The organism is Rhodopseudomonas sp. G2_2311, assembly GCF_047501505.1.
GTDB lineage: Bacteria > Pseudomonadota > Alphaproteobacteria > Rhizobiales > Xanthobacteraceae > Rhodopseudomonas > Rhodopseudomonas palustris_H.
In genome coordinates, this window is the sequence record NZ_JAZDRK010000003.1 from 1 (window position 1) to 26,244 (window position 26,244).

Annotated in this window: 35 protein-coding genes and 1 tRNA gene; 29 read left to right on the plus strand and 7 right to left on the minus strand. The window is 64.7% G+C overall.

The window, feature by feature from the left end; all coding sequences use genetic code 11:
• Positions 1 to 98 precede the first annotated feature (98 nt).
• From VRZ08_RS05350 to VRZ08_RS05360, 3 genes are read left to right on the plus strand one after another with little or no spacing between them, the layout of a single operon-like run.
• Positions 99 to 890, plus strand: coding sequence for an ABC transporter permease (locus tag VRZ08_RS05350; RefSeq protein ID WP_414531841.1), 792 nt, complete (start codon positions 99 to 101; stop codon positions 888 to 890).
• Between the two features lie 58 nt (positions 891 to 948).
• On the plus strand, positions 949 to 1,971 hold the full coding sequence (locus tag VRZ08_RS05355; RefSeq protein ID WP_414531842.1) for an ABC transporter substrate-binding protein: 1,023 nt from the start codon (positions 949 to 951) through the stop codon (positions 1,969 to 1,971).
• Positions 1,972 to 1,978: 7 nt separating this feature from the next.
• On the plus strand, positions 1,979 to 2,695 hold the full coding sequence (locus VRZ08_RS05360) for an NUDIX hydrolase (protein ID WP_263991399.1): 717 nt from the start codon (positions 1,979 to 1,981) through the stop codon (positions 2,693 to 2,695).
• 56 nt (positions 2,696 to 2,751) lie between these two features.
• On the opposite strand, the gene bioB is transcribed toward VRZ08_RS05360, so the two are convergent.
• Positions 2,752 to 3,762 (minus strand): biotin synthase BioB, encoded by a 1,011-nt coding sequence (gene bioB / locus VRZ08_RS05365; RefSeq protein WP_107343993.1) that lies wholly within the window; start codon positions 3,760 to 3,762, stop codon positions 2,752 to 2,754.
• Between the two features lie 259 nt (positions 3,763 to 4,021).
• Here bioB and VRZ08_RS05370 point away from each other — a divergent pair, with 259 nt between their 5' ends.
• From VRZ08_RS05370 to VRZ08_RS05405, 8 genes are all read left to right on the plus strand, one after another.
• Positions 4,022 to 4,177: a hypothetical protein gene (locus VRZ08_RS05370; RefSeq protein WP_414531843.1), complete on the plus strand. Its 156-nt coding sequence runs from the start codon at positions 4,022 to 4,024 to the stop codon at positions 4,175 to 4,177.
• 96 nt (positions 4,178 to 4,273) lie between these two features.
• On the plus strand, positions 4,274 to 5,848 hold the full coding sequence (locus tag VRZ08_RS05375; RefSeq protein WP_164638267.1) for a 2-isopropylmalate synthase: 1,575 nt from the start codon (positions 4,274 to 4,276) through the stop codon (positions 5,846 to 5,848).
• Positions 5,849 to 6,071: 223 nt separating this feature from the next.
• Positions 6,072 to 7,076, plus strand: coding sequence for a TRAP transporter substrate-binding protein (locus VRZ08_RS05380; protein ID WP_271102542.1), 1,005 nt, complete (start codon positions 6,072 to 6,074; stop codon positions 7,074 to 7,076).
• A gap of 138 nt (positions 7,077 to 7,214) precedes the next feature.
• Positions 7,215 to 7,799 carry a TRAP transporter small permease gene (locus VRZ08_RS05385; protein ID WP_414531844.1) on the plus strand — a complete coding sequence of 195 codons (585 nt, stop codon included), beginning with the start codon at positions 7,215 to 7,217 and terminating at the stop codon, positions 7,797 to 7,799.
• Complete coding sequence (locus tag VRZ08_RS05390) at positions 7,796 to 9,121, plus strand: TRAP transporter large permease (protein ID WP_414531845.1); 1,326 nt, start codon at positions 7,796 to 7,798, stop codon at positions 9,119 to 9,121. The genes VRZ08_RS05385 and VRZ08_RS05390 overlap by 4 nt, the downstream gene beginning before the upstream one ends.
• A 132-nt stretch (positions 9,122 to 9,253) precedes the next feature.
• Entirely contained in the window at positions 9,254 to 9,859 is a 606-nt protein-coding gene (locus tag VRZ08_RS05395) for a Spy/CpxP family protein refolding chaperone (RefSeq protein WP_414531846.1), read from the plus strand.
• A gap of 341 nt (positions 9,860 to 10,200) precedes the next feature.
• A tRNA-Lys gene (locus VRZ08_RS05400) sits at positions 10,201 to 10,276 on the plus strand.
• Between the two features lie 139 nt (positions 10,277 to 10,415).
• A complete protein-coding gene (locus tag VRZ08_RS05405) occupies positions 10,416 to 10,673 on the plus strand; it encodes a hypothetical protein (RefSeq protein WP_414531847.1) in 258 nt (85 codons plus the stop codon).
• 10 nt (positions 10,674 to 10,683) lie between these two features.
• Here VRZ08_RS05405 and VRZ08_RS05410 read toward each other — a convergent pair whose 3' ends face one another.
• The 6 genes from VRZ08_RS05410 to VRZ08_RS05435 form a co-directional block, all read right to left on the minus strand.
• Complete coding sequence (locus tag VRZ08_RS05410; protein ID WP_230761697.1) at positions 10,684 to 10,893, minus strand: hypothetical protein; 210 nt, start codon at positions 10,891 to 10,893, stop codon at positions 10,684 to 10,686.
• The gene (locus VRZ08_RS05415) at positions 10,890 to 12,425 is read right to left on the minus strand and encodes a hypothetical protein (RefSeq protein WP_414531848.1); all 1,536 of its coding nucleotides are present in this window, start codon (positions 12,423 to 12,425) and stop codon (positions 10,890 to 10,892) included. Before VRZ08_RS05415 ends, VRZ08_RS05410 begins: the two co-directional genes overlap by 4 nt.
• Before the next feature lie 85 nt (positions 12,426 to 12,510).
• Complete coding sequence (locus VRZ08_RS05420) at positions 12,511 to 12,732, minus strand: hypothetical protein (protein ID WP_414531849.1); 222 nt, start codon at positions 12,730 to 12,732, stop codon at positions 12,511 to 12,513.
• Positions 12,733 to 12,756: 24 nt separating this feature from the next.
• Positions 12,757 to 13,071, minus strand: a complete 315-nt coding sequence (locus tag VRZ08_RS05425) for a hypothetical protein (protein WP_414531850.1) — start codon at positions 13,069 to 13,071, stop codon at positions 12,757 to 12,759.
• Between the two features lie 112 nt (positions 13,072 to 13,183).
• Entirely contained in the window at positions 13,184 to 13,462 is a 279-nt protein-coding gene (locus VRZ08_RS05430) for a hypothetical protein (RefSeq protein ID WP_414531851.1), read from the minus strand.
• A gap of 114 nt (positions 13,463 to 13,576) precedes the next feature.
• A complete protein-coding gene (locus VRZ08_RS05435; protein WP_414531852.1) occupies positions 13,577 to 14,230 on the minus strand; it encodes a LexA family protein in 654 nt (217 codons plus the stop codon).
• A gap of 238 nt (positions 14,231 to 14,468) precedes the next feature.
• Here VRZ08_RS05435 and VRZ08_RS05440 point away from each other — a divergent pair, with 238 nt between their 5' ends.
• The 18 genes from VRZ08_RS05440 (at position 14,469) to VRZ08_RS05525 (ending at position 26,154) form a co-directional block, all read left to right on the plus strand.
• Positions 14,469 to 14,669 carry a hypothetical protein gene (locus tag VRZ08_RS05440; RefSeq protein ID WP_414531853.1) on the plus strand — a complete coding sequence of 67 codons (201 nt, stop codon included), beginning with the start codon at positions 14,469 to 14,471 and terminating at the stop codon, positions 14,667 to 14,669.
• The gene (locus VRZ08_RS05445; RefSeq protein ID WP_414531854.1) at positions 14,659 to 14,988 is read left to right on the plus strand and encodes a hypothetical protein; all 330 of its coding nucleotides are present in this window, start codon (positions 14,659 to 14,661) and stop codon (positions 14,986 to 14,988) included. The genes VRZ08_RS05440 and VRZ08_RS05445 overlap by 11 nt, the downstream gene beginning before the upstream one ends.
• Positions 14,989 to 15,110: 122 nt before the next feature.
• Positions 15,111 to 15,257, plus strand: coding sequence for a hypothetical protein (locus VRZ08_RS05450; RefSeq protein WP_414531855.1), 147 nt, complete (start codon positions 15,111 to 15,113; stop codon positions 15,255 to 15,257).
• An 11-nt stretch (positions 15,258 to 15,268) separates the two neighbouring features.
• The gene (locus VRZ08_RS05455) at positions 15,269 to 15,580 is read left to right on the plus strand and encodes a hypothetical protein (protein ID WP_414531856.1); all 312 of its coding nucleotides are present in this window, start codon (positions 15,269 to 15,271) and stop codon (positions 15,578 to 15,580) included.
• A gap of 23 nt (positions 15,581 to 15,603) precedes the next feature.
• The gene (locus VRZ08_RS05460; RefSeq protein ID WP_414531857.1) at positions 15,604 to 15,939 is read left to right on the plus strand and encodes a hypothetical protein; all 336 of its coding nucleotides are present in this window, start codon (positions 15,604 to 15,606) and stop codon (positions 15,937 to 15,939) included.
• Positions 15,936 to 16,325: a hypothetical protein gene (locus tag VRZ08_RS05465; RefSeq protein ID WP_414531858.1), complete on the plus strand. Its 390-nt coding sequence runs from the start codon at positions 15,936 to 15,938 to the stop codon at positions 16,323 to 16,325. Before VRZ08_RS05460 ends, VRZ08_RS05465 begins: the two co-directional genes overlap by 4 nt.
• Complete coding sequence (locus tag VRZ08_RS05470) at positions 16,322 to 16,582, plus strand: hypothetical protein (RefSeq protein WP_230761686.1); 261 nt, start codon at positions 16,322 to 16,324, stop codon at positions 16,580 to 16,582. The genes VRZ08_RS05465 and VRZ08_RS05470 overlap by 4 nt, the downstream gene beginning before the upstream one ends.
• Positions 16,582 to 17,301, plus strand: a complete 720-nt coding sequence (locus tag VRZ08_RS05475; protein WP_414531859.1) for a helix-turn-helix domain-containing protein — start codon at positions 16,582 to 16,584, stop codon at positions 17,299 to 17,301. The genes VRZ08_RS05470 and VRZ08_RS05475 overlap by 1 nt, the downstream gene beginning before the upstream one ends.
• Before the next feature lie 4 nt (positions 17,302 to 17,305).
• Positions 17,306 to 17,596, plus strand: coding sequence for a hypothetical protein (locus VRZ08_RS05480; protein WP_414531860.1), 291 nt, complete (start codon positions 17,306 to 17,308; stop codon positions 17,594 to 17,596).
• Positions 17,593 to 18,759 (plus strand): hypothetical protein, encoded by a 1,167-nt coding sequence (locus VRZ08_RS05485; RefSeq protein WP_414531861.1) that lies wholly within the window; start codon positions 17,593 to 17,595, stop codon positions 18,757 to 18,759. Before VRZ08_RS05480 ends, VRZ08_RS05485 begins: the two co-directional genes overlap by 4 nt.
• Positions 18,756 to 19,208, plus strand: a complete 453-nt coding sequence (locus VRZ08_RS05490; protein WP_414531862.1) for a hypothetical protein — start codon at positions 18,756 to 18,758, stop codon at positions 19,206 to 19,208. Before VRZ08_RS05485 ends, VRZ08_RS05490 begins: the two co-directional genes overlap by 4 nt.
• Before the next feature lie 10 nt (positions 19,209 to 19,218).
• Positions 19,219 to 19,542 carry a DUF2312 domain-containing protein gene (locus VRZ08_RS05495; RefSeq protein WP_414531863.1) on the plus strand — a complete coding sequence of 108 codons (324 nt, stop codon included), beginning with the start codon at positions 19,219 to 19,221 and terminating at the stop codon, positions 19,540 to 19,542.
• Positions 19,543 to 19,592: 50 nt separating this feature from the next.
• Positions 19,593 to 19,952: a MazG-like family protein gene (locus tag VRZ08_RS05500; RefSeq protein WP_414531864.1), complete on the plus strand. Its 360-nt coding sequence runs from the start codon at positions 19,593 to 19,595 to the stop codon at positions 19,950 to 19,952.
• A gap of 66 nt (positions 19,953 to 20,018) precedes the next feature.
• Positions 20,019 to 21,998, plus strand: a complete 1,980-nt coding sequence (locus tag VRZ08_RS05505) for a hypothetical protein (RefSeq protein ID WP_414531865.1) — start codon at positions 20,019 to 20,021, stop codon at positions 21,996 to 21,998.
• A 1-nt stretch (position 21,999) separates the two neighbouring features.
• Entirely contained in the window at positions 22,000 to 22,614 is a 615-nt protein-coding gene (locus VRZ08_RS05510; protein ID WP_414531866.1) for a hypothetical protein, read from the plus strand.
• Positions 22,611 to 23,054 (plus strand): HNH endonuclease, encoded by a 444-nt coding sequence (locus tag VRZ08_RS05515; RefSeq protein WP_414531867.1) that lies wholly within the window; start codon positions 22,611 to 22,613, stop codon positions 23,052 to 23,054. Before VRZ08_RS05510 ends, VRZ08_RS05515 begins: the two co-directional genes overlap by 4 nt.
• 544 nt (positions 23,055 to 23,598) lie before the next feature.
• Positions 23,599 to 24,183, plus strand: coding sequence for a hypothetical protein (locus VRZ08_RS05520; RefSeq protein WP_414531868.1), 585 nt, complete (start codon positions 23,599 to 23,601; stop codon positions 24,181 to 24,183).
• Positions 24,184 to 24,537: 354 nt separating this feature from the next.
• Positions 24,538 to 26,154: a hypothetical protein gene (locus tag VRZ08_RS05525; RefSeq protein WP_414531869.1), complete on the plus strand. Its 1,617-nt coding sequence runs from the start codon at positions 24,538 to 24,540 to the stop codon at positions 26,152 to 26,154.
• Positions 26,155 to 26,244 lie beyond the last annotated feature (90 nt).

Here is a 26,244-nt window from a genome sequence, read left to right on the forward strand (position 1 = left end):
CCGCCGTGGACCCCCACCCCCGACCCCTCCCCGCAAGGGGGAGGGGAGAGGAGGGCGCTTCGCTTCGGTGCTACATGGTCGCTTGGAGGGGCTGCGGCATGTCTCGCGTAAAGCTCCTCGCCTTGCAGCTCCTCGTCGCGATTGTCGTGCTGGCGGTGTGGCAGTTCTTCACCACAGTGCCGATCGCCGGCAAGCTGCTGCTGCCGCCGTTCTTCTTCTCGACACCGGTGGATGTCGCCAAGCAGGTGATCGCCTGGTTCGCCTCCGGCGTGATCTGGAAGCATCTGTGGATCACGCTGCAGGAGTCGCTGCTCGCCTTCGTGATCGGCTCGCTCGCCGGCGTGCTGGTCGGCTTTTGGTTCGCCCGGCAGCCGCGGGTGGCGGCGGTGTTCGATCCCTATGTGAAGATGGTCAACGCGCTGCCGCGCGTGGTGCTGGCGCCGATCTTCACGCTGTGGCTGGGGCTTGGAATCTGGTCCAAGGTCGCGCTCGGCGTGACGCTGGTGTTCTTCGTGGTGTTCTTCAACGTCTATCAGGGCGTCAAGGAAACCAGCGCGACGCTGGTCGACAACGCGCGGATGCTGGGGATGAGCGAACGGCAGATGATGCGCCACGTGTTCTGGCCGTCGGCGCTGTCCTGGATGTTTTCCTCGCTGCACACTGCGATCGGTTTTGCGGTGGTCGGTGCAGTCGTCGGTGAATATCTCGGCGCCGCCGCCGGGCTCGGCTATCTGATCCAGCAGGCCGAGGGCGCATTCGACGTCGCCGGCGTGTTCGCCGGGATGTTCGTGCTGTCGGTGTTCGTCATCGTCATCGATCTTGCCGTCAGTCTGGTGGAGCGCCGCCTGCTGGTGTGGCGGCCGCAGCCGAGCGGGCAGCCGGCGGACTAGAGCCCGGCGTGGCTTTGGCATATTGTCCTGACCGTTTCGTCCGGGGAGAACAGACGCCATGAAGGCCGGTTTCAAGTCCATTGCCGCTGCGCTCGCCGCGGTCCTGCTCACCGCGGGCGCCGCGTCGGCGCAGAGCAAGGTGACGATCGCGATCGGCGGCGGCGCCTGCCTGTGCTATCTGCCGACGGTGCTGGCCAAGCAACTCGGCGAATACGACAAGGCCGGGCTGAGCGTCGAGCTGGTCGATCTCAAGGGCGGCTCGGATGCGCTCAAGGCCGTGCTCGGCGGCAGCGCCGACGTCGTCTCCGGCTATTTCGACCACACCGTCAATCTCGCCGCCAAGAAGCAGGAGATGCAGAGCTTCGTGGTGTACGACCGCTATCCCGGTCTGGTGCTGGCGGTGTCTCCGGCCCACACCGCGGAGATCAAGTCGATCAAGGATCTCGCCGGCAAGAAGGTCGGCGTCAGCGCCCCAGGCTCGTCGACCGATTTCTTCCTGAAGTATCAGCTGAAGAAGAACGGCATCGATCCGAACAACGTCTCGGTGGTCGGTGTCGGCCTCGGCGCCACGGCGGTGGCGGCGATGCAGCAGGGCCAGATCGACGCTGCGGTGATGCTCGATCCGGCGGTGACGATCCTGCAGGCAGCGCATGCCGACCTGCGCATCCTCAGCGACACCCGCACCGAACACGACACCCGCGAGGTGTTCGGCGGCGACTATCCGGGCGGCGCGCTATACGCCACTACGGCCTGGATCAAGGCGCATCCGAACGAGGCGCTTGCATTGACCAAGGCAATCCTCGGCACGCTGAGCTGGATCCACGCGCATTCGGCCGAGGAGATCGCCGACAAGATGCCGGCCAACATCGTCGGCAAGGACAAGGCGCAGTACGTCGCGGCGCTGAAAAACACGATCCCGATGTACTCGACCACCGGGCTGATGGACCCGAAGGGGGCGGACGCCGTGCTGGCGGTGTTCAGCGTTGGTTCGCCGGACGTGGCGAAGGCCAATATCGACGTCACCAAGACTTACACCAACGCTTTCGTCGAACAGGCGAAGGCGGCCGGCCCCGCAAAATAACGCTGCAATGAGCTCATCGCCGCCCGTTACCATCCACCGCGTCGGCCAGCTCGACCTCTGGGTCAGCGACTACGCGTGGCCGTTCGCACAGGCGCGCCGCGCCGACATCGATGCGCATTTCACACAGCGGCAGGCCGCTCAACCGGAGTTGTGGAACGGTCGCGTGCTGCTGGCGCGACGGCCGCAATTTGATGGCCCGTATTTCAGTGCAGAGTATTTTGAGGTCGACTACGCCAGCTTTCTGTCCTGGCGGGATTGGGAGTTTCCAGACCCCTCCGTGTTCAACGGCTTTGGCATGGGTGTGCTCCGCGCCAGCGACGGCGCGATCCTGCTCGGCGAGATGGGGGCGCACACCGCAAACGCCGGCCGGGTGTACTTTCCCGGCGGCACGCCGGATCCTTCCGACGTCCGCAACCGCCGGCTGGAGATGGCCTCCAGTGTGGCGCGCGAGGTGAAGGAAGAGACCGGGCTGACGCGGTTCGATTACCACGCCGCCGATCACTGGCACTGCGTCGAGGCCGGCGCCTTCGTGGCGATGCTGCGGATTCTGGATGTGGATCAGCCGGGCGAGGCGCTGAAGGCCCGGGTCGAAAAGCACCTGGCAAAAGAGGAACTGCCGGAGTTCAGCCGGATGTACCTGGTGCGTTCGAAGGACGATTTCCTGCCCTCGATGCCGCGCTTCGTCACCGCCTTCCTGACGATGCTGCTGCGCGGCGAGGACTAATGACTTTCCCAACCGTCATGGCCGGGACCGGCCACGACGGTCTTTGGGGTCGCGTCTCAGCTGTGCGCGTGGACGCCGAGGTCGTCGCGCGGGGTGATGCCGAGGCGGTTGAACAGCGCGCGGTCCTTGCTGTCGCCCGGGTTCGGGGTGGTCAGCAGGGTGTCGCCGATGAAGATCGAGTTGGCGCCGGCGAGGAAGCACAGCGCCTGCATCTCGTCGCTCATCGCGGTGCGGCCGGCAGCGAGGCGGACATCCGACTTCGGCATCATGATGCGCGCCAGCGCGATGGTGCGGACGAATTCGAACGGATCGACCGGCGTCGCGGTCTGGGCGATCGGGGTGCCCTCGATCGGGATCAGCATGTTGATCGGCACGCTCTCCGGATGCTGCGGCAGGTTGGCGAGCGTGCGGAGCATTTCGACACGGTCGGTCGGCTTCTCACCGAGGCCGAGAATGCCACCGCAGCACACCTTGATGCCGGCGTCCTGCACCTTCTCCAGCGTGTCGAGGCGGTCGCCGAAGCTGCGGGTCTTCACCACCGAGGCGTAAAACTCTTCGGAGGTGTCGATGTTGTGGTTGTAGTAGTCGAGGCCGGCATCGGCGAGTTGCTTGGCCTGATCGTCGGTCAGCATGCCGAGCGTCATGCAGGCTTCCATGCCGAGCGCCTTGACGCCCTTCACCATCTCGATCACCGGCGCCATGTCGCGCTCCTTCGGTGAACGCCAGGCCGCGCCCATGCAATAGCGCGTCGCACCGGCGTCGCGGGCCGCCTTGGCGGCCTCGATCACCTTGGCCGGCTCCATCAGCTTGGAGGCGGGCAGGGCGGTGTCGTGGTGGGCGGACTGGCTGCAATAGCCGCAATCCTCGGCGCAGCCGCCGGTCTTGACGTTGAGCAGCTGATTGCACTGGACCTGGTTCGGATCGAACGTCTGGCGGTGAATCGTCTGCGCCCGGAACATCAGGTCGGCGAACGGCGCATGATAGATCGCCGCGGCTTCCTCGCGGGTCCAGTCGTGGCGGATGGTGGGGCTGGCGGCGGCAAGCGTGGAATGGGCGATCGAGTTCAACGTCGGTGCTCCGGTCGGGTCGTTCGGCTGGTGCACAGCCATAAGCGGTTTCGGCGGGTGAAGAAACCCACGGCGACGCATCGCCAGCCCGACCATGGTTTAGGTCAGGGTTTCTGACGCTTTATCAGGGCTTTTGCCCACGATTTGGCGTTGCGAAACAGTGGCGAGGTCGTTTACAAGACTATCCGTTCGGTCCATCGGACTCTTGCGTCAACCTAACGCTCTTTTAGCGGTTGTCGCCGACGATAGGACCCTGAAGGTGTCGGGAATGACGATTGGCAGCGGCAGCATTGGAATGGAAGGAACGGCGATCACCGCCGCTTCCGCGATTCCGGCTGTGCTGATTCCGACCGCCGCTTTCGAAGCGCTCGAGACCCTCGCGCTTGGCGGGCTGCTGCTTCTTAGCCGCCCCTGAGGGCCGTCTGGGCAGTTTTGCCTGGGCACTCAGGGGATCGCACGACAGCCAGCCCCTCATGCGCCCGCGCGGCGCCCCGACCAAAGGACATTTTTCATGACCACCACCACCCAGTCCGAACAGGACCGCGTCATCATTTTCGACACCACCTTGCGCGACGGCGAGCAGTGCCCCGGCGCTACCATGACGTTCGAGGAGAAGCTGAACGTCGCCCGGATGCTCGACGACATGGGCGTCGACGTGATCGAGGCCGGCTACCCGTTCGCCTCCGATGGTGACTTCGAGGCGGTGCATGAGATCGCCAAGCGCTCGAAGAACTCGGTGATCTGCGGCTTGTCGCGTGCCGCCCACAAGGACATCGACCGCTGCGCCGAGGCGATCAAGCCGGCCGAGCGCGGCCGTATTCATACCTTCCTGTCCACCTCGCCGGTGCACATGAAGTACAAGCTGCAGATGGAGGCAGCGCAGGTCTACGAGATGGTGATCTCGTCGGTGACCCGCGCCCGCAACCACACAGACGACGTCGAGTGGTCGGCGGAAGATGCCACCCGCACCGAGTTCGACTTCCTGTGCCGCTGCATCGAGGCGGCGATCAAGGCCGGCGCCACCACCATCAACTTGCCGGACACCGTCGGCTACGCGGTGCCTGAGGAATATCGCGAACTGTTCCGCAAGGTGCGCGAGACGGTGCCGAATTCCGACAAGGCGCGGTTCTCGGTCCACTGCCATAACGACCTGGGCATGGCGGTCGCCAATTCGATGGCCGGCGTCGCTGGCGGCGCACGCCAGATCGAATGCACCATCAACGGCATCGGCGAACGCGCCGGTAATGCCGCGTTGGAAGAGGTGGTGATGGCGATGCGGGTGCGGCAGGACAAGTTGCCGTACTGGAACCGGATCGAGTCGACGATGCTGACGCACGCCTCTAAGACGGTGTCGGCCGCGACCTCGTTCCCGGTGCAGTACAACAAGGCGATCGTCGGCCGGAACGCGTTCGCGCACGAGAGCGGCATCCATCAGGATGGCATGATCAAGAACGCCCAGACCTATGAGATCATGACGCCCGAAACGGTGGGCGTGAAGGGCACATCGCTGGTGATGGGCAAGCACTCCGGCCGCGCCGGCTTGATCCACAAGCTGGAAGAGCTGGGCTACAAGCTGTCCCGCAACCAGATCGAGGACGTGTTCGTGCGGTTCAAGGCGTTGGCCGACCGCAAGAAGGACGTCTACGACGAGGACATCGAGGCCTTGGTCGACGAGCAGCTGCTGCACGGCCAGGACCAGATCAAGCTGATGTCGCTGACGGTGATCGCCGGCACCCATGGTCCGCAGCGCGCCACCATGAAGCTGGACGTCGACGGCCAGATCCGGATCGAAGAAGCCGAAGGCAACGGCCCGGTGGACGCGGTGTTCAACTGCATCAAGGCGCTGGTGCCGCACGATGCCAAGTTGGAACTGTATCAGGTGCATGCCGTCACCGAGGGCACCGATGCGCAGGCGGAAGTGTCGGTCCGGCTGAGCCATGAAGGCCGCTCGATGACCGCGCGCGCAGCCGATCCCGACACCTTGGTGGCCTCAGCGAAGGCTTACCTGGGCGCGCTCAACAAGATCGTCGCCAAGCGTCAGCGCAGCGTGCGTGAAGACGCGCCGACGGTGGCGGTCGCCGGCTGATGCGTGAATAAGTCGCACAACCGCGGCTGACAGCTACAACTTCTGGAACGGTTCGAAAGGGCGATGCCGCTGTGCATCGCCCTTTTTCCGCGTTGCAGCAGTTGTTGACGGCGCCCCTGCGAAGGGGCAATAGCCTTTCGTAGTGCTTCTCTGTATTGGTGCGGCTGGTAATCGAACGGGGCGGGGACGCGGGTGCGTTCCTCATAAGGAATCGGGAGAAAACATGCGGAAATCCATTCTAGCACTCGCATCGATCGCCGTGCTCGGGCTCGTCGGCCCGGCCGCCGCGCAGTCGCCGATCGTCATCAAGTTCAGCCATGTGGTGGCGCCCAACACGCCGAAGGGCATGGCCGCCGATAAGTTCAAAGAGCTCGCCGAGAAGTACACCGACGGCAAGGTCAAGGTCGAAGTCTATCCGAACTCGCAGCTGTTCAAGGACAAGGAAGAGCTCGACGCGCTGAAGCTCGGCGCTGTGCAGATGCTCGCGCCCTCGATCTCCAAGTTCGGCCCGGCCGGCGTCAAGGAATTCGAAGTCTTCGATCTACCCTACATCCTGCCGGACATCGCTGCGCTGCGGAAGGTCACCAACGGTCCGGTCGGCGCCAAACTGTTCAAGCTGCTCGACTCCAAGGGCATGACCGGTCTCGCTTACTGGGACAACGGCTTCAAGATCATGAGCGCGAACAAGAAGCTGATCGCGCCGGAAGACTACAAGGGCCTGAAGTTCCGCATCCAGTCTTCGAAGGTGCTCGACGCGCAATTCCGCGCACTCGGCGCGATCCCGCAGGTGCTGGCGTTCTCCGAAGTGTATCAGGCGCTCCAGACCGGCGTCGTCGACGGCCAGGAGAACACGCCGTCGAACATGTACACCCAGAAGATGCACGAAGTGCAGAAGTACACCACCGTCACCAACCACGGCTACATCGGCTACGCGGTGATCGTGAACAAGCAGTTCTGGGACGGCATCCCGGCCGACGTCCGCGCGCAGCTCGACAAGGCGATGAAGGAAGCCACCGAGTTCGGCAACAGCCAGTCGCAGAAGGAAAACGCGGAAGCCCTCGAGGAGATGAAGAAGTCGGGTAAGACCGAGATCATCACTCTGACGCCGGAGCAGAACCTCGCGATGCGCAAGGCGATGGCGCCGGTGTACGACGACGTCGGCGGCCGCGTCGGCAAGGCTCTGATCGAAGAGTTCATCAAGGAAAGCGGCGGCGGCCCGACCAAGTAACATTTGCGAACGGGCGCCCGCGTTTCGACGCGGGCGCCCTCTGCTTTTGCCGGACCGCAGGGGCTGCGGCACTGGAATCAAGCGACGGCCGTCTTCTCGTCCTCACCGCAGCGACCGGCCGATCCACAGGGGGAATCTATGGTCCTGCGCATCCTGGACAGGCTCGAGGAAATTCTGATCGCCACGATGATCGGCGGCGCCACGCTGCTGATCTTCATCGCGGTGATGCATCGCTATTTGGTCGGCATCCCATTCCTCTATCCGATCTTGTTTCCGATCGACCTGTCGTGGGCACAGGAACTGTGCATCTACATGTTCGTGTGGATGGCGAAGTTCGGTGCCGCCTACGGTGTGCGCACCGGCATCCATGTCGGCGTCGACGTGCTGGTCAACGTGATGAGGCCGAACCTGCGCAAGGTGACGATCCTGTTCGGGTTGTTCTGGGGCGCGTTCTTCACCTTCATCATCGGCACGATGGGCGCCAAGTTCGTCTACGGCCTGATCGACACCAACCAGACCTCGCCGGATCTCGAGATCCCGAGCTGGCTCGTCTACCTCTGCATTCCGCTCGGTTCCTATCTGATGTGCTTCCGCTTCCTCCAGGTCGCCTACCACTTCTGGCGCCATGATCATCTGCCGCATCACGACCACGGTCAGGTCGAGGGGATCGACGAACCACATATGCCCGGGTCCGCGGCTGCAGCGGCGGAGGCGGTGCGATGAACACCGCAATCATCTTCGGGCTGCTGATCGCCCTGATGCTGACCGGCATGCCCATTTCGATCGCACTCGGTCTCACGGTGCTGTCGTTCGTCGTGCTGATGACCAACGTGCCGATGGAAGCGGTGTCGTTGAAGCTGTTCACCGGCATCGAGAACTTCGAGATCATGGCGATCCCGTTCTTCATCCTGGCCGGCAATTTCCTGACCCACGGCGGCGTCGCCCGCCGCATGATCAACTTCGCCACCACGATGGTCGGGCACTGGTACGGTGGCCTCGGTTTGGCGGGCGTGATGGCCTGTGCACTGTTCGCGGCCGTCTCCGGTTCCTCGCCCGCAACCGTGATCGCGATCGGCTCGATCATGCTGCCGGCGATGGTGAAGCAGGGCTTCCCGAAGCGGTTCGGCGCCGGCGTCATCACCACTTCGGGCGCGCTCGGCATCCTGATCCCGCCGTCGATCGTGATGGTCGTCTATGCGGTGGCGACCGGTGGCTCGATCGCGCTCGATCCGGACGGCAACCGCGTGTCGTCGGCCTCGGTCGGTCAGCTGTTCATGGCCGGCGTCATTCCCGGCATCATGCTGGCGTCGTTGCTCGGTTTCACGACCTTCTACCGCGCCTGGAAGCACGATTATCCGCGGCTGCCGAAGGCGAGCTGGGGGGAGAGGTTCGACGCCTTCCGCAAATGCATCTGGGGCCTCTTGCTGATCGTGATCGTGCTCGGCGGCATCTATGCCGGCATGTTTACGCCGACCGAAGCGGCGGCGATCAGCGCGGTGTACGCCTTCATCATCGCAGTGTTCGTCTATCGTGACATGCGCCTGCGCGACGTGCCGCGGGTGCTGCTCGGCTCGGCGAATATGAGCGCGATGATCCTCTACATCATCACCAACGCCGTGCTGTTCTCGTTCCTGATGGCCAACGAAAACATCCCGCAACAGATCGCGAGCTGGATGTCGACCGCGGGCGTCAACTGGATCTGGTTCCTGCTGGTCGTCAACATCCTGCTGCTGCTCGCCGGCAACGTGATGGAAGCGACCTCGATCGTGCTGATCATGGCGCCGATCCTGTTCCCGGTAGCAGTGAAGCTCGGCATTCACCCGGTCCATCTCGGTATCCTGATGGTGGTGAACATGGAGGTCGGCATGTGCCACCCGCCGGTCGGCCTCAACCTCTACGTCGCCTCCGGCATCGCCAAAATGGGGATCACCGAACTGACGGTGGCGGTGATGCCGTGGCTGCTCACCATGCTGGCGTTCCTGGGGCTCGTGACTTACGTGCCGGAGATCTCGCTGTGGCTGCCGCGCATGCTCGGCATGTTGTAGTTGGTGTCCGTTCGTTTCGGTCTGCTAACAGCACATTACATCTTGGTAAGACGGCCTCGTCTGTCCAATCGTTAAGTTGAAGCCGCCGGGCAGGGCGCTCATCTTCATGGCTACCTTTTGAAGGAGGTTGCCATGAAGAAGGTTCTGCTCGCCGGCGTCGCCGCGCTGGTGTTCGCCGGTTCGACGGCGGCTTACGCCGAGCATCGCGGCTGGTTCGATCATGGCCGGCACGCATTCAGCGCTCAGGATCGCAGCGCGTTCGCCGATGCCAAGATCGCGGCCGTGAAGGCCGGGCTGCAGCTCACCCCCGATCAGGAAAAGCTGTGGCCGCCGGTCGAGGCCGCGGTGAAGGATCTGGTCAAGCTGCGGATCGACCGCGCCCAGGCGCGGATGAAGGCACGCGACGACGACCGCGAGCCGCGTGATGCCGATCCGGTGGCACGGCTGCGCGACCGCGCCGATTCGATGGCCGCGACCGCGGCTGTGATGAAGAAGATCGCCGACGCCGCCGACCCGCTCTACAAATCGCTCGACGATAGCCAGAAGCGCCGCCTGCGGGTGCTGACCCGGATGGAGGGCGGCGGTTTCGGTTGGCGCCATCATCACGGCTTCATGCACCGCGACCGGGACCGGGACGGCGACGACGATCGCGGCCCGCGCTGGGAGCGCGGCGGCCGCGGCCCGATGATGGACCGCCACGGCCCGATGGACGATGGCGACGGCCCGAGCCGGCTTTGACACGAGCTTCCACAGGACTTCGGCGGGCTGCAGTGCCCGCCGAAGTCCCAGATTCCCGGTCGACATTGCCTTCGACAGCCGCCATGCGTCCTGGGAGGAGCACGAGCCGGCCGTTTGGCGGCTCTCGCCGCAGCGTGCATTCGATCCGACGGGAAGATTGCGCGTCGGTGCGACCGCGCGGCCATCTTAGCCCGCTTCAAACCAGCTGAAACTGCTGCCGTTTTCCCGCCCCGAAGTTTCTCCCCCGCAGACGTGAAAAAAGTCGTCCGCATTGCTGGACATCCCCGGTGGGCTTTGCTAAACGACGCCGTCCCCGCAAGGGACCCAGCCGAAACGGCTGCGGGCGCATAGCTCAGTTGGTAGAGCAGCTGACTCTTAATCAGCGGGTCCTAGGTTCGAGCCCTAGTGCGCCCACCACTCCTAAGCCGCTGATACTCCTCACAAATTCAAAGTCTCCAAAAGAGAACAAACGAGAACATCTGACACCCATCTGACACCGTGCGACATGGTGATCTGACAGGGTTGATTTTGTTCGCGACTTGTTCACGGTGCGGGCATGAAGATATCCATGCTCGAAGCGCAGGGCTACGGCCATATCGAATGCTGGTGCGAAACCTGCCGGGTGACCGTGTGGGTGCCGTTCGCGAAGATCCGCCGGGAGCGCCCGCGGCTCGATCTCGGCGAGATGACGATCGCGGAGCTTGGGAAACGGATGCGCTGCAGCAGGTGCGGGGGACGTCCGGAGAACTGCCGGGAGGTGCGCCAGAGCGACGCGCCGGGATTTCAGCGGAGCTACAACTATCCGAAGTGGTGATGCTGTCTGGTCATCCTGTGATCTCAAGCACCGATTTTGCTCGGAGTCTGGCCGAGTTGGCTTGCTGTGTCAGGCGCAATTGAGACTTTAGTGTCGGAGCCATCGTGTCGACGACCTCTTCCAGGGCTTCTCTCAGAGCAATGATCTCCGCTTTAAGCCCGTCGATCATCATGGCTGCGTCGTCGGCGTGGTTTCGGCACCACATCGGATCGGTACTCATCCTGTCATCCCCTCTTTCCTAACCTGCAGCACCAGCCGGTCGATGCCCTCGTCGGCGCGGGCGGCGTTGCGGGCGCGGTAGTGCTTCACGATGGTCTGCGCCGACTTGTAGCTGTGGCCGGTGATGTCGCAGATCGTCAGCAGATCGCAGCCGGCGCGATCGAGCAACATGACGCAGGTGTCGCGCAGGTCCTGGTCGTGTTTGGCGTCGAGCTCGCCGCGGCGGTTGATGAAGTGCAGCGAAGGGCAGGGCGCGAGCTTCCATGCCGACCGATCGCCGTTGCTGTCGCGGACGGCGATCTGTTCGAACCAGTCCTGCAGCGCGCGGCCGCGGGCCGCAATCGCACGGTTCTTCGCCGTCTCGTCGTCGTCCGGCAGCGGGTGTTTGGCTTCGAGCTTCGCCGCTGTCTGCCGCAGCTCCGCTGCGAGCTGCTGCGCGCGGTTGATCGCCTGCTGCCGGTCCATCCTTGCCAGCCAGCCGAACACCGCGACGTCGCGCGCGGTCGACACCCAATGACGATAGGTGCTGTCGTCGTAGGGCTCGCCGGTTTCCTCGTTGATGACGATCTCCGGCGGCATCTCGCGCAGGCCTAGTTTCAGCTTCAGCTCGGCGACGCGCTTGCGGGCGGCATCGAGTCGCGCGGCGAGCTGCGGCGCCTCCTTGATGTCGACGAGTTCGCCGGTCTTGCTCTGGCGGAAGGCGTGGCGCCCGGTCGGTTCGCTCTCGTCGCGCATCGCCAGCCGGTCGGTCTGCCGCTGGCCGGTGAACAGCGCGAGATACAGGCTGTCGCCGATCGAGGCTTTGCCGATCGCGTCGCCGGCGGCGACCCATGCCATGATCTCGGACATCTCGACCAGCACCACGCGGCCTTCGGGCCGGGCGAAGTCCATCCCGTCGCGCGGATTGGCCGGCAGCCGCCAGTGGGTGCTTTCCTGCCCCCAGGACCACGCGGCCGACAGCGTCGCGATGGTGGCGATCGCCATATGCTGGCCGCGCTCCGTGACCAGATAGTTGAAGAAGGCGCGTAGCTCCGGCTTTCCGATCGACGTCGGCGTCACCTTCGCGATCGTCTCCATATCGCGCGCCGGCGGCGTCTGGCCGAGCAGCGCGGCGGCCTTGATCTTCGCCCGCATCGCTGCCGCATCGGCGCGGCTCTGCGGCTTGTAGAGGATCGCGCTGATGCATTTGAGGTAGGACCGGCGCGACGCCGGCCGGAGTTTCTTGAACTCGTCGCTGCGCTGCCAATCCTCGAGCAAATCGGCCACGGTCTGGCGCGCCCGGGCGGCCGGCTTCGCCTTCGGCTTTTTGCCGGCGCGCGCTTTCAGGATATCGCCATAGGTGCCGCTTTTGCCGTCCGCGCCGTACAGCCAGGTCCGCACCTCCTCGAAGGTGAACCATCGGCCGTCATCGTGTTTCAGGTCGCAGCTCGGAAAGCCAAGCCGGACTTCGCGGACCGACGGCGCAAAGCGCGGCCGGCAGCTCCGGTCCGGCTGCTCGCGCCACTGAATAAACGGCATCTTCTGTAAGGCCATGGCCTAGGCTCCGGTGCGGACGGAGTGAAATCAGACGCGGCGAGGCTCGGACGCTTCGCCGGATGCTGTCAAGGGCGGGTACTCGTCACCGTGGGTGCGTGGCCTGCTCGCAATCCCATTCTCGCTGGATGGCGCTCTCGGCCTCTTCGCGAGTTGCGCCTTGGCAGATCGTCTTGTCGGGATCGTCAACGCTGTAGACGGTAAATCGTCCGGAATCCTCCGTGATGTGGTGCCCCGTGTCCGGCGTCAAATTACACCGCGCGCCGAATGCTCCATTTCTCCGAAGGTAGATGGTTGCCTTGCTCATTTAGCCATCCTCTGCTGTTGAAGGTTAGCCGGGTCTCGTTGCAGCTAAAAGATCCCGCGCCGGGGCGTAGGCGGCGTGCAGGCGTGCCTGATGCTCGGTGTCGACGGTCGGGTCGGGCGGCAGCAGGACGTCGTTGGCGACCGCCTGAGCGGCGCGGGCAGGGTGGTGGCGCGTCAGCCACGCCATCATGCCGGAGCGCTCGTAATTGAGCTTCCCCTTGGTGATCGGGGCGGGCATCCCGTCCCGCTGCCGGTAGGTTTCGTGCCGCTTGTAGAAAGTGGCGAGGGCGACGCCCATGGCGCCGGCGACTTCCTTGGCGGTCATCGGACCTTGTTTCATCATGCGCCTCCGAAAAGCGAGCTGCACCAATCCGCGAAATCGACCAGCTGCGGCCAGACGATCCAAATCCACGTTGCTATCAGGCCCAGCGTGATCAGCCGTTCCCGCCACGTCATTGCCGAAGCTTCGACGACAGCAGCGAGCCGTCGGCGATCCATGCGCGCTTGTGCTGGTAGATCAGCAGGCCGGGAACGGCGTGCGCCTCGGCGATGACGTAGGGCTGGCCGGCGAGCATCACCACCACGGGCCATTCGCCGGGCTGCATCGGCAGCGTGCCGGCGGCGACGGTGTCGCCGGCGGCGTCGATCAGCCGGATCGGCTGGGCGACGATCTTCGGAGAGGTCGTCATCGCCTCTGGCGGATCAAGAACGTTCGGAAGTATCGGCAGCATCGGGGCACCTCCCTGAGAAATCAGCGAGGCGCATGATAGCAGTCATTTACTGATGTGCAAGAAGTCACATGATAGATCGGATCGTTTCACATGAAACCCGACCTCGGGGCATTCCTAGGCGGCTCTGTCCACAGGCCGCAGGCGGTGTCCTAGCACCACGCCTTTGATCTTCACATCCTTTTCGTTGACCAGGACCGGCCCGGCATAGTTCGGATCGAACGAGGCGGCCGCGAGGATCTGGATCGGCCCGGTGATGGAGATGCGGCGCCAGGCGTCGTCGAATTTCTGGCGCTCGAAGTCCCATATTTGAGCCAGCACGGCGTCGCCGTCTCGCGGCTTGGCGAACGGGTCGACCAGCACGACGTCGCCCGGCAGGATGCCGACCGCTTCGAGCGCGCGGCTACGCACTTCCCATGCTTCGCTGCCCGGCTGCGCCGAGCGCAGCGCGTCCAGCGCCGTCATCAGGGCGCTATTCGCATTCTTGGGCTTGTAGGGTTCGGCCTCGGTGGCGAAGCCGCGGATCTCGGTGGCGCCGGAGATCGACGGATCGAGCGGAAATTGCCAGCGCTCGGCGAGCTGCTGCAGCGTCAGCACCGACAGCGTCCGGCTTTGGGCCGACTTGAACCGCGTCAGCGTCGAGGGGTCGATCTGCGCCCCGCGCGCGAGGTTCGTTGCGTCCTTGTCGGTGTGGTCTTCGAGCCGTTCGAGCCATGCGAGCTGGGCCTCGCGGAGGTCCTGACGCTTCTGGCTCTTGGGTTGCTTCGCCACGTGGTTCGTCCTTTCGGGCGGCGGAAATCGTCCCCGAAAGTGGACCTGTGAATTCCCTAATGCGACGTGATGATTTTCCACTTGCGCGTACGCCGCAAATCAGATCGTCATGTGACAGCAGTCACATGAACAGACGGGCCACGGCATGGCAACAGACAAATCCATCCTTGATCGGGCGAAATTGGTCGGTTTTAGCCAGGCGGCGCTGGCGCGGGCGGCCAATGTCCATGAGCAGACGGTGTCTGCTCTCAGTCAGGCGCGCTCGCGCGGCCCGGTGGCGGCGTCGCTGGAAAAGATCGAGGGCGTCGTGGTGGCGCGCGAGATCGAGACGCTGGGCCGCCTGCTCGATCTGCATTTCGACGCGGTGATGCCGAAGATCGAAACGCTGCTGCAGCGCCGCGGCATCGTGGTGAGCCGGAGCGAGCGTCATGCGGCTTGATCGCTCCAACATCTCCGACGGCGTGCGCCTCGCTGGCGCAGACACGGCCCGCGCCAGCGAGGCGCTGATTGCGACCTGCGGCTGGCTGTTCGCCGCGGGTTACGACACCCGCGATATGTCGCTCCTGCTGTTCGTGCCAGAGGCCAATTGCTGTGCTGCCTTGCAGGCGGCGCGCGCGCGGTCGAGATCACGCGCGGCCAATGGCGGCTCCAGCGCGATGTACCGAAGCCAGGCCGCGGCATTGATGGGCGACCCGCCGATCGGCCGAAGCGCTCTCGATGCGCTGGAGCGCACCTCCTCATCCGAGGAGGTTGCCTGATGAAGATCAACTTGATCCTGCCGGATCGCATCCTCGCGCTCGGGCTGTTCGCCGTGATCGTCGCCGTCGAGCTGATCGCCGTCTGGCTGATCACGCGAACCCCGTGAAGTGGAGAGATCGCCATGGGCTTCCGCATCCGCACCATCTCCCCCGAGCAGGCTGAAGACGCGCGTCTTGCGGCCTCTTGGATCGCAGCGGCCGTCATCGTCGGCATCGCTGCTAACTGCCTCGTCATCGCTCGCGCGATGGCGGGGCTTTCTTTTTTCTGACCGGGGCTCCGATGACCGTCACCACCTCCGACACGCCGCACACCCGGCTCGATCCCGACTTCAAGCAGCAGCGCGACAGCGTCACGACGCTCGATCTTGCCGGCTGCAATGTCATGTACATCCACAAGCGGATGAACGAGTTCGAGGCGAAGACGCCCGGCGTTTCGCACCAGATGGAGATGTGGCCGGAGACGGTTCTCGTCGACATGCGCCGCGAAATCGACGCCTGGACCAAGCGCAACCCCACTGCAGTCGTGAAGGGCTTCACCTGCGGCGTCAGCGATGGCGCCTGCAACGTCGCTCTGCACTGGAGGCCGCGCTGATGCCGGTCTCGACGATCGCGGACATGCTCGCATCCGATGACATCTCGGTGCTGTCGCGCGCGATCGACTGCGCGCAGCGGGCGCTGTCGATGCAACCGAACTATGAGGTGCGCCGCATCGGCGGCCTGCTCGACGACGTGCAGCAGGCTTACGCGCGCCCCTGTGAAGCCGAGCGCGTGATCGACGACCACACCCTGCTGTTCGCCAAGGCCGTGCAGCTCGCCGACGCCTCGCTGCATCGGCACGACCGCGACCGCGCGCAGCGCTACGGCCGGGTGATCACCGCGCTTTTGCCCGACATCCAGAACGATCTGCTCCGCGCTTTGCAGATCCGCAACCAGACGAGGCCGACGCCATGACCGAACGCAAGACGTATCAGAACATCGATGTCGACGCGGTGAAGGCACTAAGCGAGCGGTTTGACGCAACGCTGCGGAACCATATCCACGAGACAGGATCGCGCGGCGTACAGGCGCGCTTGCTTCTGGCGGCTGGTGGCGCGTTGCAGGTGCAGGTGGCGGAAGAGATCAACCGCGGCGAGGACGGCAACGTCGTCGCCGACGGGTTCTGCATGGCGATGTCTGACATCCTCTGCAACATGGTCAACAGCTACGAGGGGTGCGCGGTCTCGATCGCGGACAACGTTCTTGAGCGGATCGCCGGCTATATGGAGCTGCGCCTCTCCAGCAAGGCCAAGCCGACCTTCGAAGGGCGCGTGCACGTCATTGGCGGGTCGGCGCAATGACCGCCGCCGTCTTTCTCTTCCCGATCGTGCCGCGGCCAAATTTCGGCGATCCGTCGTGGAGCGAGCAGTTCAGGCGCGAGCACGAGGCGCGGATCGCGATGCGCCAGGGCGCGCCGCATCGCACCCGGCCGATGCTGGTGATCAGCGACGCCCGGCGGGCTCCGCAGATCGACCGCGATAACTATCAGTCCATCCTCGACGGCATCGCGCGGTTCATGAACGAAGGCCGCGCGGCACTCTGCGAGAAGGCCGAGTGATGCACCAGACCTCCTACCTTCTGCCGCCGTCCGATCGCGCGCACGCCGCGCGCGGCTTCATCGCGCCGCGCCAGCTCGACATCGAAGGCGACACGGCGCTGGCGTCCGCCGCCCTGCGTTCGTCAACCAACTCGGCGAGCGGCGCCGCCCCGCGTTCGTCAACTGATAGTAAGGGCGACGCCGCCCTGCGTTCGTCAACCGCATCGATCAAGCGCATTGAGGCGCGGCGCCGCAAGCTGAACATCACCATCCGCGAGCTGTGCACCGCCGCCGGCGTGAGGGTGGAAACCTACGCAGACGCGCGCGCCGGCCGCTACAAAACGCAAGCCTCGACGCTCGAAAAGCTCGCCGACGCGCTGGGCCGCCTTGCCGCGGGCCGCGAGGATGGCGAGCCAATCACGCTCTGCCTCGCAATGATCCGCCTGATCGTTCGCCAGCTCGCCGAACGCACCGGCTGGGACGCGGCGCTGATGCTGTCGCAGGATTTCTCCGAGGAGCGCACGCAAGACCCGGTGTGGAAGCAGGCTGCTCGGCTGCGCCGCTGTGCGCTCTACCTGCTCGCCGAAGGGCTCGGCTTGAAGAAGGCCGCGCTTGCCGCCGCGATCGGCGTCTCGCGGCAGGCGGTGCAGAAGACCGTCGCCGAGATCGAAGCCGAACGCGAGCGCTCGCCCGACTTCGACGCACTGATGCAGACCATGATGGACACGTTGAAGGGGTAGGGCGATGGTCTTTCAGTGGGAAGTATTTGAAGCTAATCGCGGGTTCTGCGTCAGTTTTGGCGACGATGAGAGCTATGCGTTCTTTCGACCAAATCAGTACGGTAAGGTCAAAACTGTCTTCGCCGCCCGCATGAAGTTCGAAAAGGAGACGGCGTTGGCTTTAGCCGTCGCCGAGGTTGTTGATCATTCCGGGACGAGACGTTTTGGAGCGGCGTTGTCCGCTGCGCGCCGCGATCTCTGTTCAAGCATCGCCAACAAGCTGAACATTCTTGGACTGTTCCCGGAGCCGCTGTGACCATCAACCTCCGCACCGGGCAGGGCTGGTCCGATCTCAAGCGCGTGTTGGATGATCGGCCAAGCGACGTGCTGGCGCTGTGCCGGCTCGATCTCGACGTGCCGACCGGATCGAAGTCTCGGACGATCGTCACCGATGACCCGCGCGGGCAGGGGCATGACAATTTCGCGCTGTGGTTCAAGGCGGACGGCCTCTCCTGGAAGAACTACACCACGGGCGAGTGCGGCCGATCGCTGGAGCTGATCGCCTATTGCAACGGCTGGTATCATCTCGACCGCCGGGGTGCGATGGAGGCGGCGCGCTTCGCCTGCGATCGGCTGCGGCTGTCGCGGATCGACCAAAAGCAGTTGGAGCAGGATCGCGACCGCGCCGCGGCGCAGCGCGCGCAAGCCGAAAAGGACGCCGAGGCGGATCAAGCCCGCAAGCGCGCCGCTGCCTTCAACCTGTTTCGGAATGCGCTGCCGATCCTCGGCACGGCGGCGGAAACCTACTGGCGCGAGGCGCGCACGATCGACCTGCGCGCCGCGCCATTCGTCGGGCCGCGCGGCGGAAGCCTGGTGCCGAACTGCCTGCGCTTCGTGCCGCGTCACAAATACGTCCATCGCGACCGCCGCGGCGCCAAGATCGGCGAGAGCTTCCACCCCTGTCAGATCGCCTGCTGTGTCGACGGCAACATGCGGATCGTCGCCGTTCACCAGACCTATCTGGCGCCCGATGGCCGCGGCAAGGCGGTGATCCCGCCCGCGCCCGACGGCACCAAGCAAGCCGCGCGCAAGGTGTTCCCCGAAAGCCTCGGCTGCGTGATCCCGCTGTGGCGCGGCGACGGTCACCTCTCGATCAGCGAAGCCAATGACGCGGGCCTGCTGCAGACCTTCGGGTTTTCGGAAGGCACCGAGGACGGGCTGACCGGCGTGCTGGCGCATCCCGATTGGCGCTGGTGGGCGATGATCTCGCTGTCGAACATGACGGCCGTGGCGCAGCGCCTGCCGGCCTGCTGCGACGCGGTACTGATCCATCGTCAATCGGATTGGGAAAAGCCGGGCGCCGTCGCGCAGTTCGATCGCGGCCTTGCCGCGTTCCGCGCCACAGGCCGCCCGGTGGCGGACTTCGCCGCGTTCGGCGGCAAGGACATCAACGACACGCTGAGAGGAGAGGGCCTATGACGACGACTGTTAAGCTAAGGGCAATGGGAAGACCTGGGAGCGGCAAGTCGCTCATGTTGGACCTGATCGGAGAGCTGATGGCACAGCACGGGGTTGTCGTCTCGGTCGATGGCGGCGCCGAGTGTATCGATCCTCACACCTTGATCTGCGAGCTCCCGGACGAGCTAGCTTCAAAGCTCGAAGAGAAATCGGCGCGCATGTCCGATCAGGAGGCGAACGACGCCCAAGTCATCCGCTCGTTGGCAACTGAACTGGAGAAATCGAAGGCGCGCGAAACTGATCTGACCGCGCGGCTTGATCGGACGAGCCTCGCGCTCGGCATGGCGGCTGAAATTTTCGCACGCGACGGAACGGATGATCTCGCCAGCTTCTTCGGTGCAGCGAAGTACCGCGATTGCAGCGGTACTAGCTGCGCTCGGCCAGAAGCCGAAACCGAAATCCCTTTGTGAGGAACGCACCATGGTTCACATCTTCGACGGTACGCCACAAGCCCCCGCCCCGACGACTGCCGCCGCTGCAGCGCCTCCGGCAACGCCGGATGAGGCGGCCACCAACTTCGCCAAAGAGCAACTACGCGCGGTGATCGAGCGCATCGAGCGGCTGGAAGAGGAGAAAAAGTCGATCTCCGACGACATCCGCGACGTGTACGCCGAGGCCAAGGGCAACGGCTTCGACGTCGCCGCGCTCCGCACCATCGTCCGGATGCGCAAGACCGATGCCAACGAGCGCGCCGAGGCCGAGACCATCCTTGAAACCTACATGCAAGCGCTCGGGATGCTGTGAGCATGCCCCGCGCTACTAATCCAGCGCAGCTAAGCCAAGGGAGAACGCAGATGGATATCAGCTTTCGGCAGTTCAGTGAGACAAATGTTCGGCGTAGCGAGGGCGCTGAAGGTTTCAATCATCCGCTCGATGCGTGGTCGACGTCAGACTGGTTCACCGCCTTCGCGGGAGAGGCTGGCGAGGCTGGAAATATCATCAAGAAGCTCAATCGCTATCGCGATGGCATCACCGGCAACAAGGAGACCCACGCTGAGCTCGTATCGAAGCTCCGCCGCGAGCTCGGGGATGCGTTCATTTATCTCGACCTGCTGTCGCAGTCGCTGGGCTTCTCGATCGGTGACGCAGCGGTCGAAGCGTTCAACGCCAAATCCAAGGAAATTGGCTGTCCGATCCTGATCGGCGAAGGCTGATTTCTTGCCTGACGCTTCGGCCGGGCGCACGCGCCCGGCCACCACTGCATCACATCGGAAGTCCCCGTGCCCGACACCAAAAAAACCGCCGCCGGCAACCGCGCCAACGTCGTCAGCATGGACAAGGCGGCGCGGGAGATCGAGCGCCAGCGCAAGATGCGCCGCGATCCGCCGCCGATGGAGCCACGCGGGCCGAACAAGGTGCACGCCGGGCAATGGACGCCCGACCTATACGGCATGCCGTCCGACCCGGAATGCGAAAGCCCGGTGACGCCGATCGGTTTCGAGGGCTCCTACAAGTACGTGATCGACAGCATGGGGCAGTTTCGCGCCATGAAGGCGGCCGACTTCAACCAGGTCGGCATACAGGATATCTACAGCGACGCGCCGAACTATCCGAAGTGGATGTGCCCGCGCTGGAGCAAGCCTGTCGTCGACAAAAAGGGCATCGTCACCAAGCCAAGCGAAATCGTCTCGTTCGAAGCCGACGACATCAAGGAAATTCTGTTCCAAGCCTGCGCGCGCCAGGGCTTTTTCAGCCCGAACGACAAGATGCGCGGGCGCGGTGCATGGACGCTGCGAAGCGGTGCGCTGGTGTACCACGCCGGCAATGCGATTTGGCGCTGCCACAAGGGCAAATTCTCGACGCTGCCGACCGGGATGCACGAGCAGCACCTGTATCCTCGCCTGTCGGCGCTGCCGGAGCCGTGGACCGAGCCGATCGGGATTGAGGACAACCCAGCCGGCAAGCTGCTGCAGACCTTCCGCAAGTGGCATTGGACCCGGCCGGCAGTCGACCCGGTGCTGCTGCTCGGCTGGATCGGCGTTGCCTTCCTCGGTGGCGCGCTCGATTGGCGCAGCGCCTGCCTGCTGCTCGGCGACCGCGCGACGGGCAAGAGCACGCTGCAGCAGGCGATGCGCGACATCTTCGGCGAGGCGCTGTTTCGCTCGGCCGACACCACGGCCGCCGGCATCTATCAGGCGATGGCGCACGACGCCCGGCCGGTGGCGCTGGACGAGCTGGAGCCCGACGCCGACGCGCGGAAGCTCGACAACGTCGTGCATCTGATGCGGACGTCGTCGAGCGGCGACATCGGCCGGCGCGGCGGACCGACGAAGGGCGAGGCGAGCGAATTCCAGATGCGCTCCGCCTTCCTGTTCTCGGCGATCAACAATCCGCTGCGGTCGGCGCAGGACATGAGCCGCGTCGCGGTGCTGCGGCTGCTGCCGCTCGATCTCAATCAGGAGCGCCCGCCCGCGGTGAATGCCGACACGGCCGGGCCGATGATCCTGTCGCTGATGATGCAGGGATGGGGCGAGAACGGCCAGAACTTCAAGAACGAGCTGCAGCGCTTCCGGGCTGCGCTGGCGCAGGGCGGCCACGCTAACCGCGGCCAGGACACCTATGGCACGCTGCTGGCGTGTGCCGCGATCCTGCTCGGCCCGGAGCTATCCGCCGATCTCGACGTGCCGCTGGGGCCGGACGAAGAACGCGCCTGGGCCGAGCTGCTGCAGGCCGATGAGCTACCAGAAGTCGAGAACGCCAAGCCGAACTGGCGCCAGTGCGTCGACCGCATTCTGACGACGCCAGTCGCGGCATGGCGGAATTCCTCGCGCAACACGATCGGCCGCACCATTCACGAGCTGCGCACGACGGACGAGGAAGGCGCGGCGGTCGACTGTCCGCTTGATGCCGCGACGGCTAAGCGCGATCTCGAAGTCGCCGGCTTCGGCCTGTTCAACACCCGCGAGATCGTCAAGGGCATCTGCCGCAAGCACAGGGTAACGCTCAGCGAGGCGCTGATGCGCTACGGCCTCCCTGATGCCGGGTGGGTGCTGGCTGTGCCGAACACCTCGCCGAAGGTCGCCGATCTGCTCGAAGGCACCGATTGGGCGCGCGGCGCGTGGCAGGACGCTTTGCGGCAATGCCCGGTCCCCGGCGTCATGATCACCAACCCCGAAATCAACCGCCCGACGATCGACGGCACGCAACAGCGCTGCACGCTGATCGTCCTCGACCGCTACCACCAGGCGCCGGAGAAGTGAATTGATCGCAGCGCTGTTTGTCGCCAGAGACGGCTGCTACTTCGGGCTACCTGACGTCGATCCGTGGGATGTCACCCGCGATGCCAGGCTCTACGCTGGTCCGCACCCTATTGTCGCGCATCCGCCGTACGAGCGATGGGGGCGTTACTGGCACGGATCGCCGCGCAAGCCGCACCAGTTCAAGTTAGGTCAAGATGCAGGATGCTTTGCTGCTGCGCTAACGGCTGTGCGGAACTTCGGCGGCGTCATCGAGCACCCGGCATATTCGAACGCATGGCGCTGGTTCGGCCTTGCCGAACCTCCTCACACGGGGGGCTGGATAAAGGCGGACCGCTTTGGTGGTTTCACCTGTCACGTCGAGCAAGGTCATTATGGGCACATGGCGCGCAAGGCGACTTGGCTCTACGTGGTCAAGTGTGAAACGCCGGAAATGATCTGGGGGCCATCGCCGCAGCGACTGCCCGAGATAGGCCTGCGGCGCCACGGCTACGCGAAGGCCAGGCGCTCCGGCGTGATGGCTTATATCTGCGGAAAGAACAAGGCGATTATCCGAGCCGCAACACCGTTGGAATTTCGCGATGTATTGATCGCGATAGCCCGAACAGCTCGAACATGAACCTGCCCGATCTCGCCGGCACGCCCTGGCGCGCCATCATCCTCAGCGAGCGCGAGGGCGTCTGGTGTCTTGTCGACGCGATCGACTATCCGTGGCTGGTCGAGTCGAACTGGAACGTCTGGCACTCCGGCCGGGCGCGCTGGCAGCTCTACGCAAAGCGCAATGTGGGGGTGAGCCGGGCCACGGTGCGGATGCATCGCGAGATCCTGAAACGCGCGGACCCTCGCCCGGAGGCGGAGATCGCCCGGCTCGTCGGCGATCACCGCAACCGCTGCACGCTCGATAACCGCCGCGCCAATCTGCGTTGGACCGACCACGCCACCAACGCCGCCAATAGCGGCGCCTTCGGAAGCGCTCCCTCGGTGGAGTTGGTTACGGCTCAGCTTCTGGCGCAGCTCCGCCGCGAGCAGCCGGCCATCCTCGAGGACGTGCCGTTTTGATCCGGCCGCTTCCCGCTGCGGTTGATGCCTGTTAGCCTTGCCCCGTTTCAGGCTCGGGGGAGTTTCATGCGACGACTTTTGACGACGGCCGCCACGGCCGCGATGCTGGCTGGCTGCGCCGGCCGATCGCCGGCGCCGGTGGCGGTGGTGCAACCGCAGGATCGTTATATGGATTGCCGGCGATGGTCACCGCGCGGTGCGCCTCTCGGTCACCGGGCGCGGGGTGAAAGACACCGAAACGGGCGAGTGTCTAACCCTCTGGATGCGCCAAGCCGCTGATACACAATCGAAAATTGAGATGCCAGACACGCTAGACACCTAGACAGGTGCCAGCATCGCACACATGCGCGCGCACGCGCGCGCGTGTGAGGGGGTGGTGGTGTCTAAGTGTCTATCGTGTCTAGAAATAGAGATTAGTTAGTTTGATCAATTGGTTACTTCATCCAGCCGATTAGACACCGCAGACACTCGCGGCGATCGGCGCCCGGTTGCTGCTGCGCGAACCGAATTAAATAATCCCGGAAATTCAGCAGGATCGGCGGCGATGACGAAAAAGGACGCGATCGGGGGAGTGATTGCGGCGGCGGCGGCCGGCGCGGCGCCGGCCGAGCCCGACCAGCTCGACATGCTGATGCCGCCGACGCGATCGACGCTGACCGCGAAGGAACGCGAGCGCGTCGAGGCGTCGGTCAAGGCCGATCGGCGCGGCCGACCGAAGGGCGCGCAGAACGTCGCGACGCGCCAAATGCTCGAATTCGTGCGGAAGCTCTGCGGAGATCCGCTGGAGCGGCGGTTTCGCTACGCCATGCACACGCCGGAAAGCCTCTCGATCGAGCTGGGATGCACGAAGCTCGAAGCCTTCGACCGGCTCGACAAGATGTGGAGCGAGCTGGCGCGCTACTTCTACGCTCAGCAAGCCTCGGTCGACGGCCAGGGCAACGCGGTGGTGCCGCGGTTGACGATGCTCATTGGCGGTCAGAGTGCGACCGTCACCGGGCCTGACGGGCAGGTCCGGCCGCCTTGGACCTACATCGACCATGCTGCCGACCAAACCGAGCAAAATCAGCAGGTTAGCGCCAGCGCTCCGGCCGTGTCATACGGCTCCGCATCGTCCGAAGGCGAAGATTGAAGCGATTTCAGCGGCTTGGCCTTGCCGGTCCGCTGATCTCAAATCACCGGCCGGTGGGCTTGGGACGCCAGTCTCAGGGTGCGACCGTAGGCCGGTGCAGATCGGGCAGGGTGCGGACCTGACCCGATCCCGGCCGGTGGTGGTGCTCTGGCTGCGCCGCCACCGGCCTACGTTTTCAACACCTACCCCCCCGGGGGGTGGCCGGGTGGCACCCCCCAAAACCAGCCGCGGCGACCGCGTGCCCCCCAAGCGCGTGATTTTTTCGACGCCTCGACCTTCGGCCCTGTCCGCCGTCAGCCGTGCACAGGTGCGCGACCTTGGTTTAGTCGACCGGGGGCGGGGGGATTGCGCGCAATGAGTAGCAGCGACGTATCAGCGCCTGAGCAGATGCTGCGCGGAACGTCGCTGGCCGATGTGCTGGGGTCGGCCAACCCGTATCGAAATCAGATGAGCCACCTGGAAGCCGACGATGAGTTTCGCCGGCAATTCCCGGACGTCGTCGATCATCTGCACAAGCAGGAGAAGACCGGCACGGTAAATCTGATGCGGAGCGCGGGGCCGGTCAGTGACGCCTACATCCTCGCGAGCAACCCCGCGGACCTGATCATCGGTCCGGGTGGCTCCGGCAAAACGATTGCCAGCGGCAAGAAGGCGTTGGTAGAGGCCCAAAGGATCTATCCCGGTGCGGACGGGGTGCGCCGATACGTGCTCGGCACATGGCGACAAAAGTACATCAACGTTTGGAAAGCCACAATCCCGTCGTGGTGGAAGCTTTTCCCCAAGGACATGCCCGGCTCGAAGTGGACGGGCGCGAGCCCGCGCGAAGCCGAGCACGTGCTTGAGTTCGAAGATCCGTTCGGCCGGATCATCCTGACCAATCGGTTCCGCGCGTTCGGGGAGTCGATGGATCCGGACGATCTGCTCGGTAACGAATTCACCGATTGTTACTTCAACGAGTGGCCGACGCTGGCCGAGGAGTTGTGCGCCGGCCTGGTCGACCGTGTCGGCCGCGAACCGCCGCGCGAGGTGATCCGCCGATCGGGGCGGTTCTACGGTGACGGCAATGCTCCCGACGTGCAGCATTTCACGTATCGGGACTTCTACGAGAACAACAAGCCCGGCCATGTGCTGCACCAGCAGCCCTCGGGCCTGTCGCCGAACGCCGAGAACATCGAAGCGATGGGACGCGGCTACTATGAAAACTCGGCGATGATGAACGCACACCGGCCGTGGTGGATCAATCGCATGATCCATGCGCGGCCGGGCTTTACGCGGGCGAACTCGCCGGTTTGGGGCGAGTGGGACGACGAGCGCAATATGTCCAAGGTCACCATCCCGGTGATCAAGGAACTGCCGGTGATCACCGGCACCGACGGCGGCCTGACGCCGACGACGGTGTATTCGCAGGAGCTGCCGAACGGCCAGCTTCGCTGGCTGGCCGAAGTGCCGCTTGAGCGGGGTGGTATGCGCGAGCTGGCGACCGCGATGCTGCGGCTCGAGACCACGCGCTTCGAGGGCTGCTCGTTCGTGTCGGTGTGCGATCCGGCGATGGGGGCCGGCGACGGCACCGAGGACGGCAGCGACCGCGAGCGGCTGGCAAAATATCTCGGCCGCAAGGTGCAGCTCGCGCCGACCAACAACCCGGATGCGCGTCACGAAGCCGTGCGCGCAAAACTGCGGCACACCTGCGAGGGCGGACAGCCGGGGCTGCTGGTCGATCCGTCGTGTAAAACCCTGCGCCGCGGCGCCAACCAGACCTTCCACTTCGTCAAGACAGCCGGCACCGACGATCTCGGCCGCGTCGCCAAGACCTTCGACGGCCACACCTGCGAAGCCGCCGAATACGGCGCCTTGCTGTGCGGATCGGCAGAGGCACGCCGCCGAACCGACGATATCGAGCGCGGGCGCCGGGAGCGGCGCGAGCAGAACCGGACCGCAAAGCGGTACAATCCGCTGAAGCGCCGGGCCTAGTTGACGAACGCAGGGCGATGGGCGCCGTCGCGGCGTGCGGTCGACCCCGAAGCTGATTGCGCGCTCGCTGTTCGCCGGTTGACGTCCCGG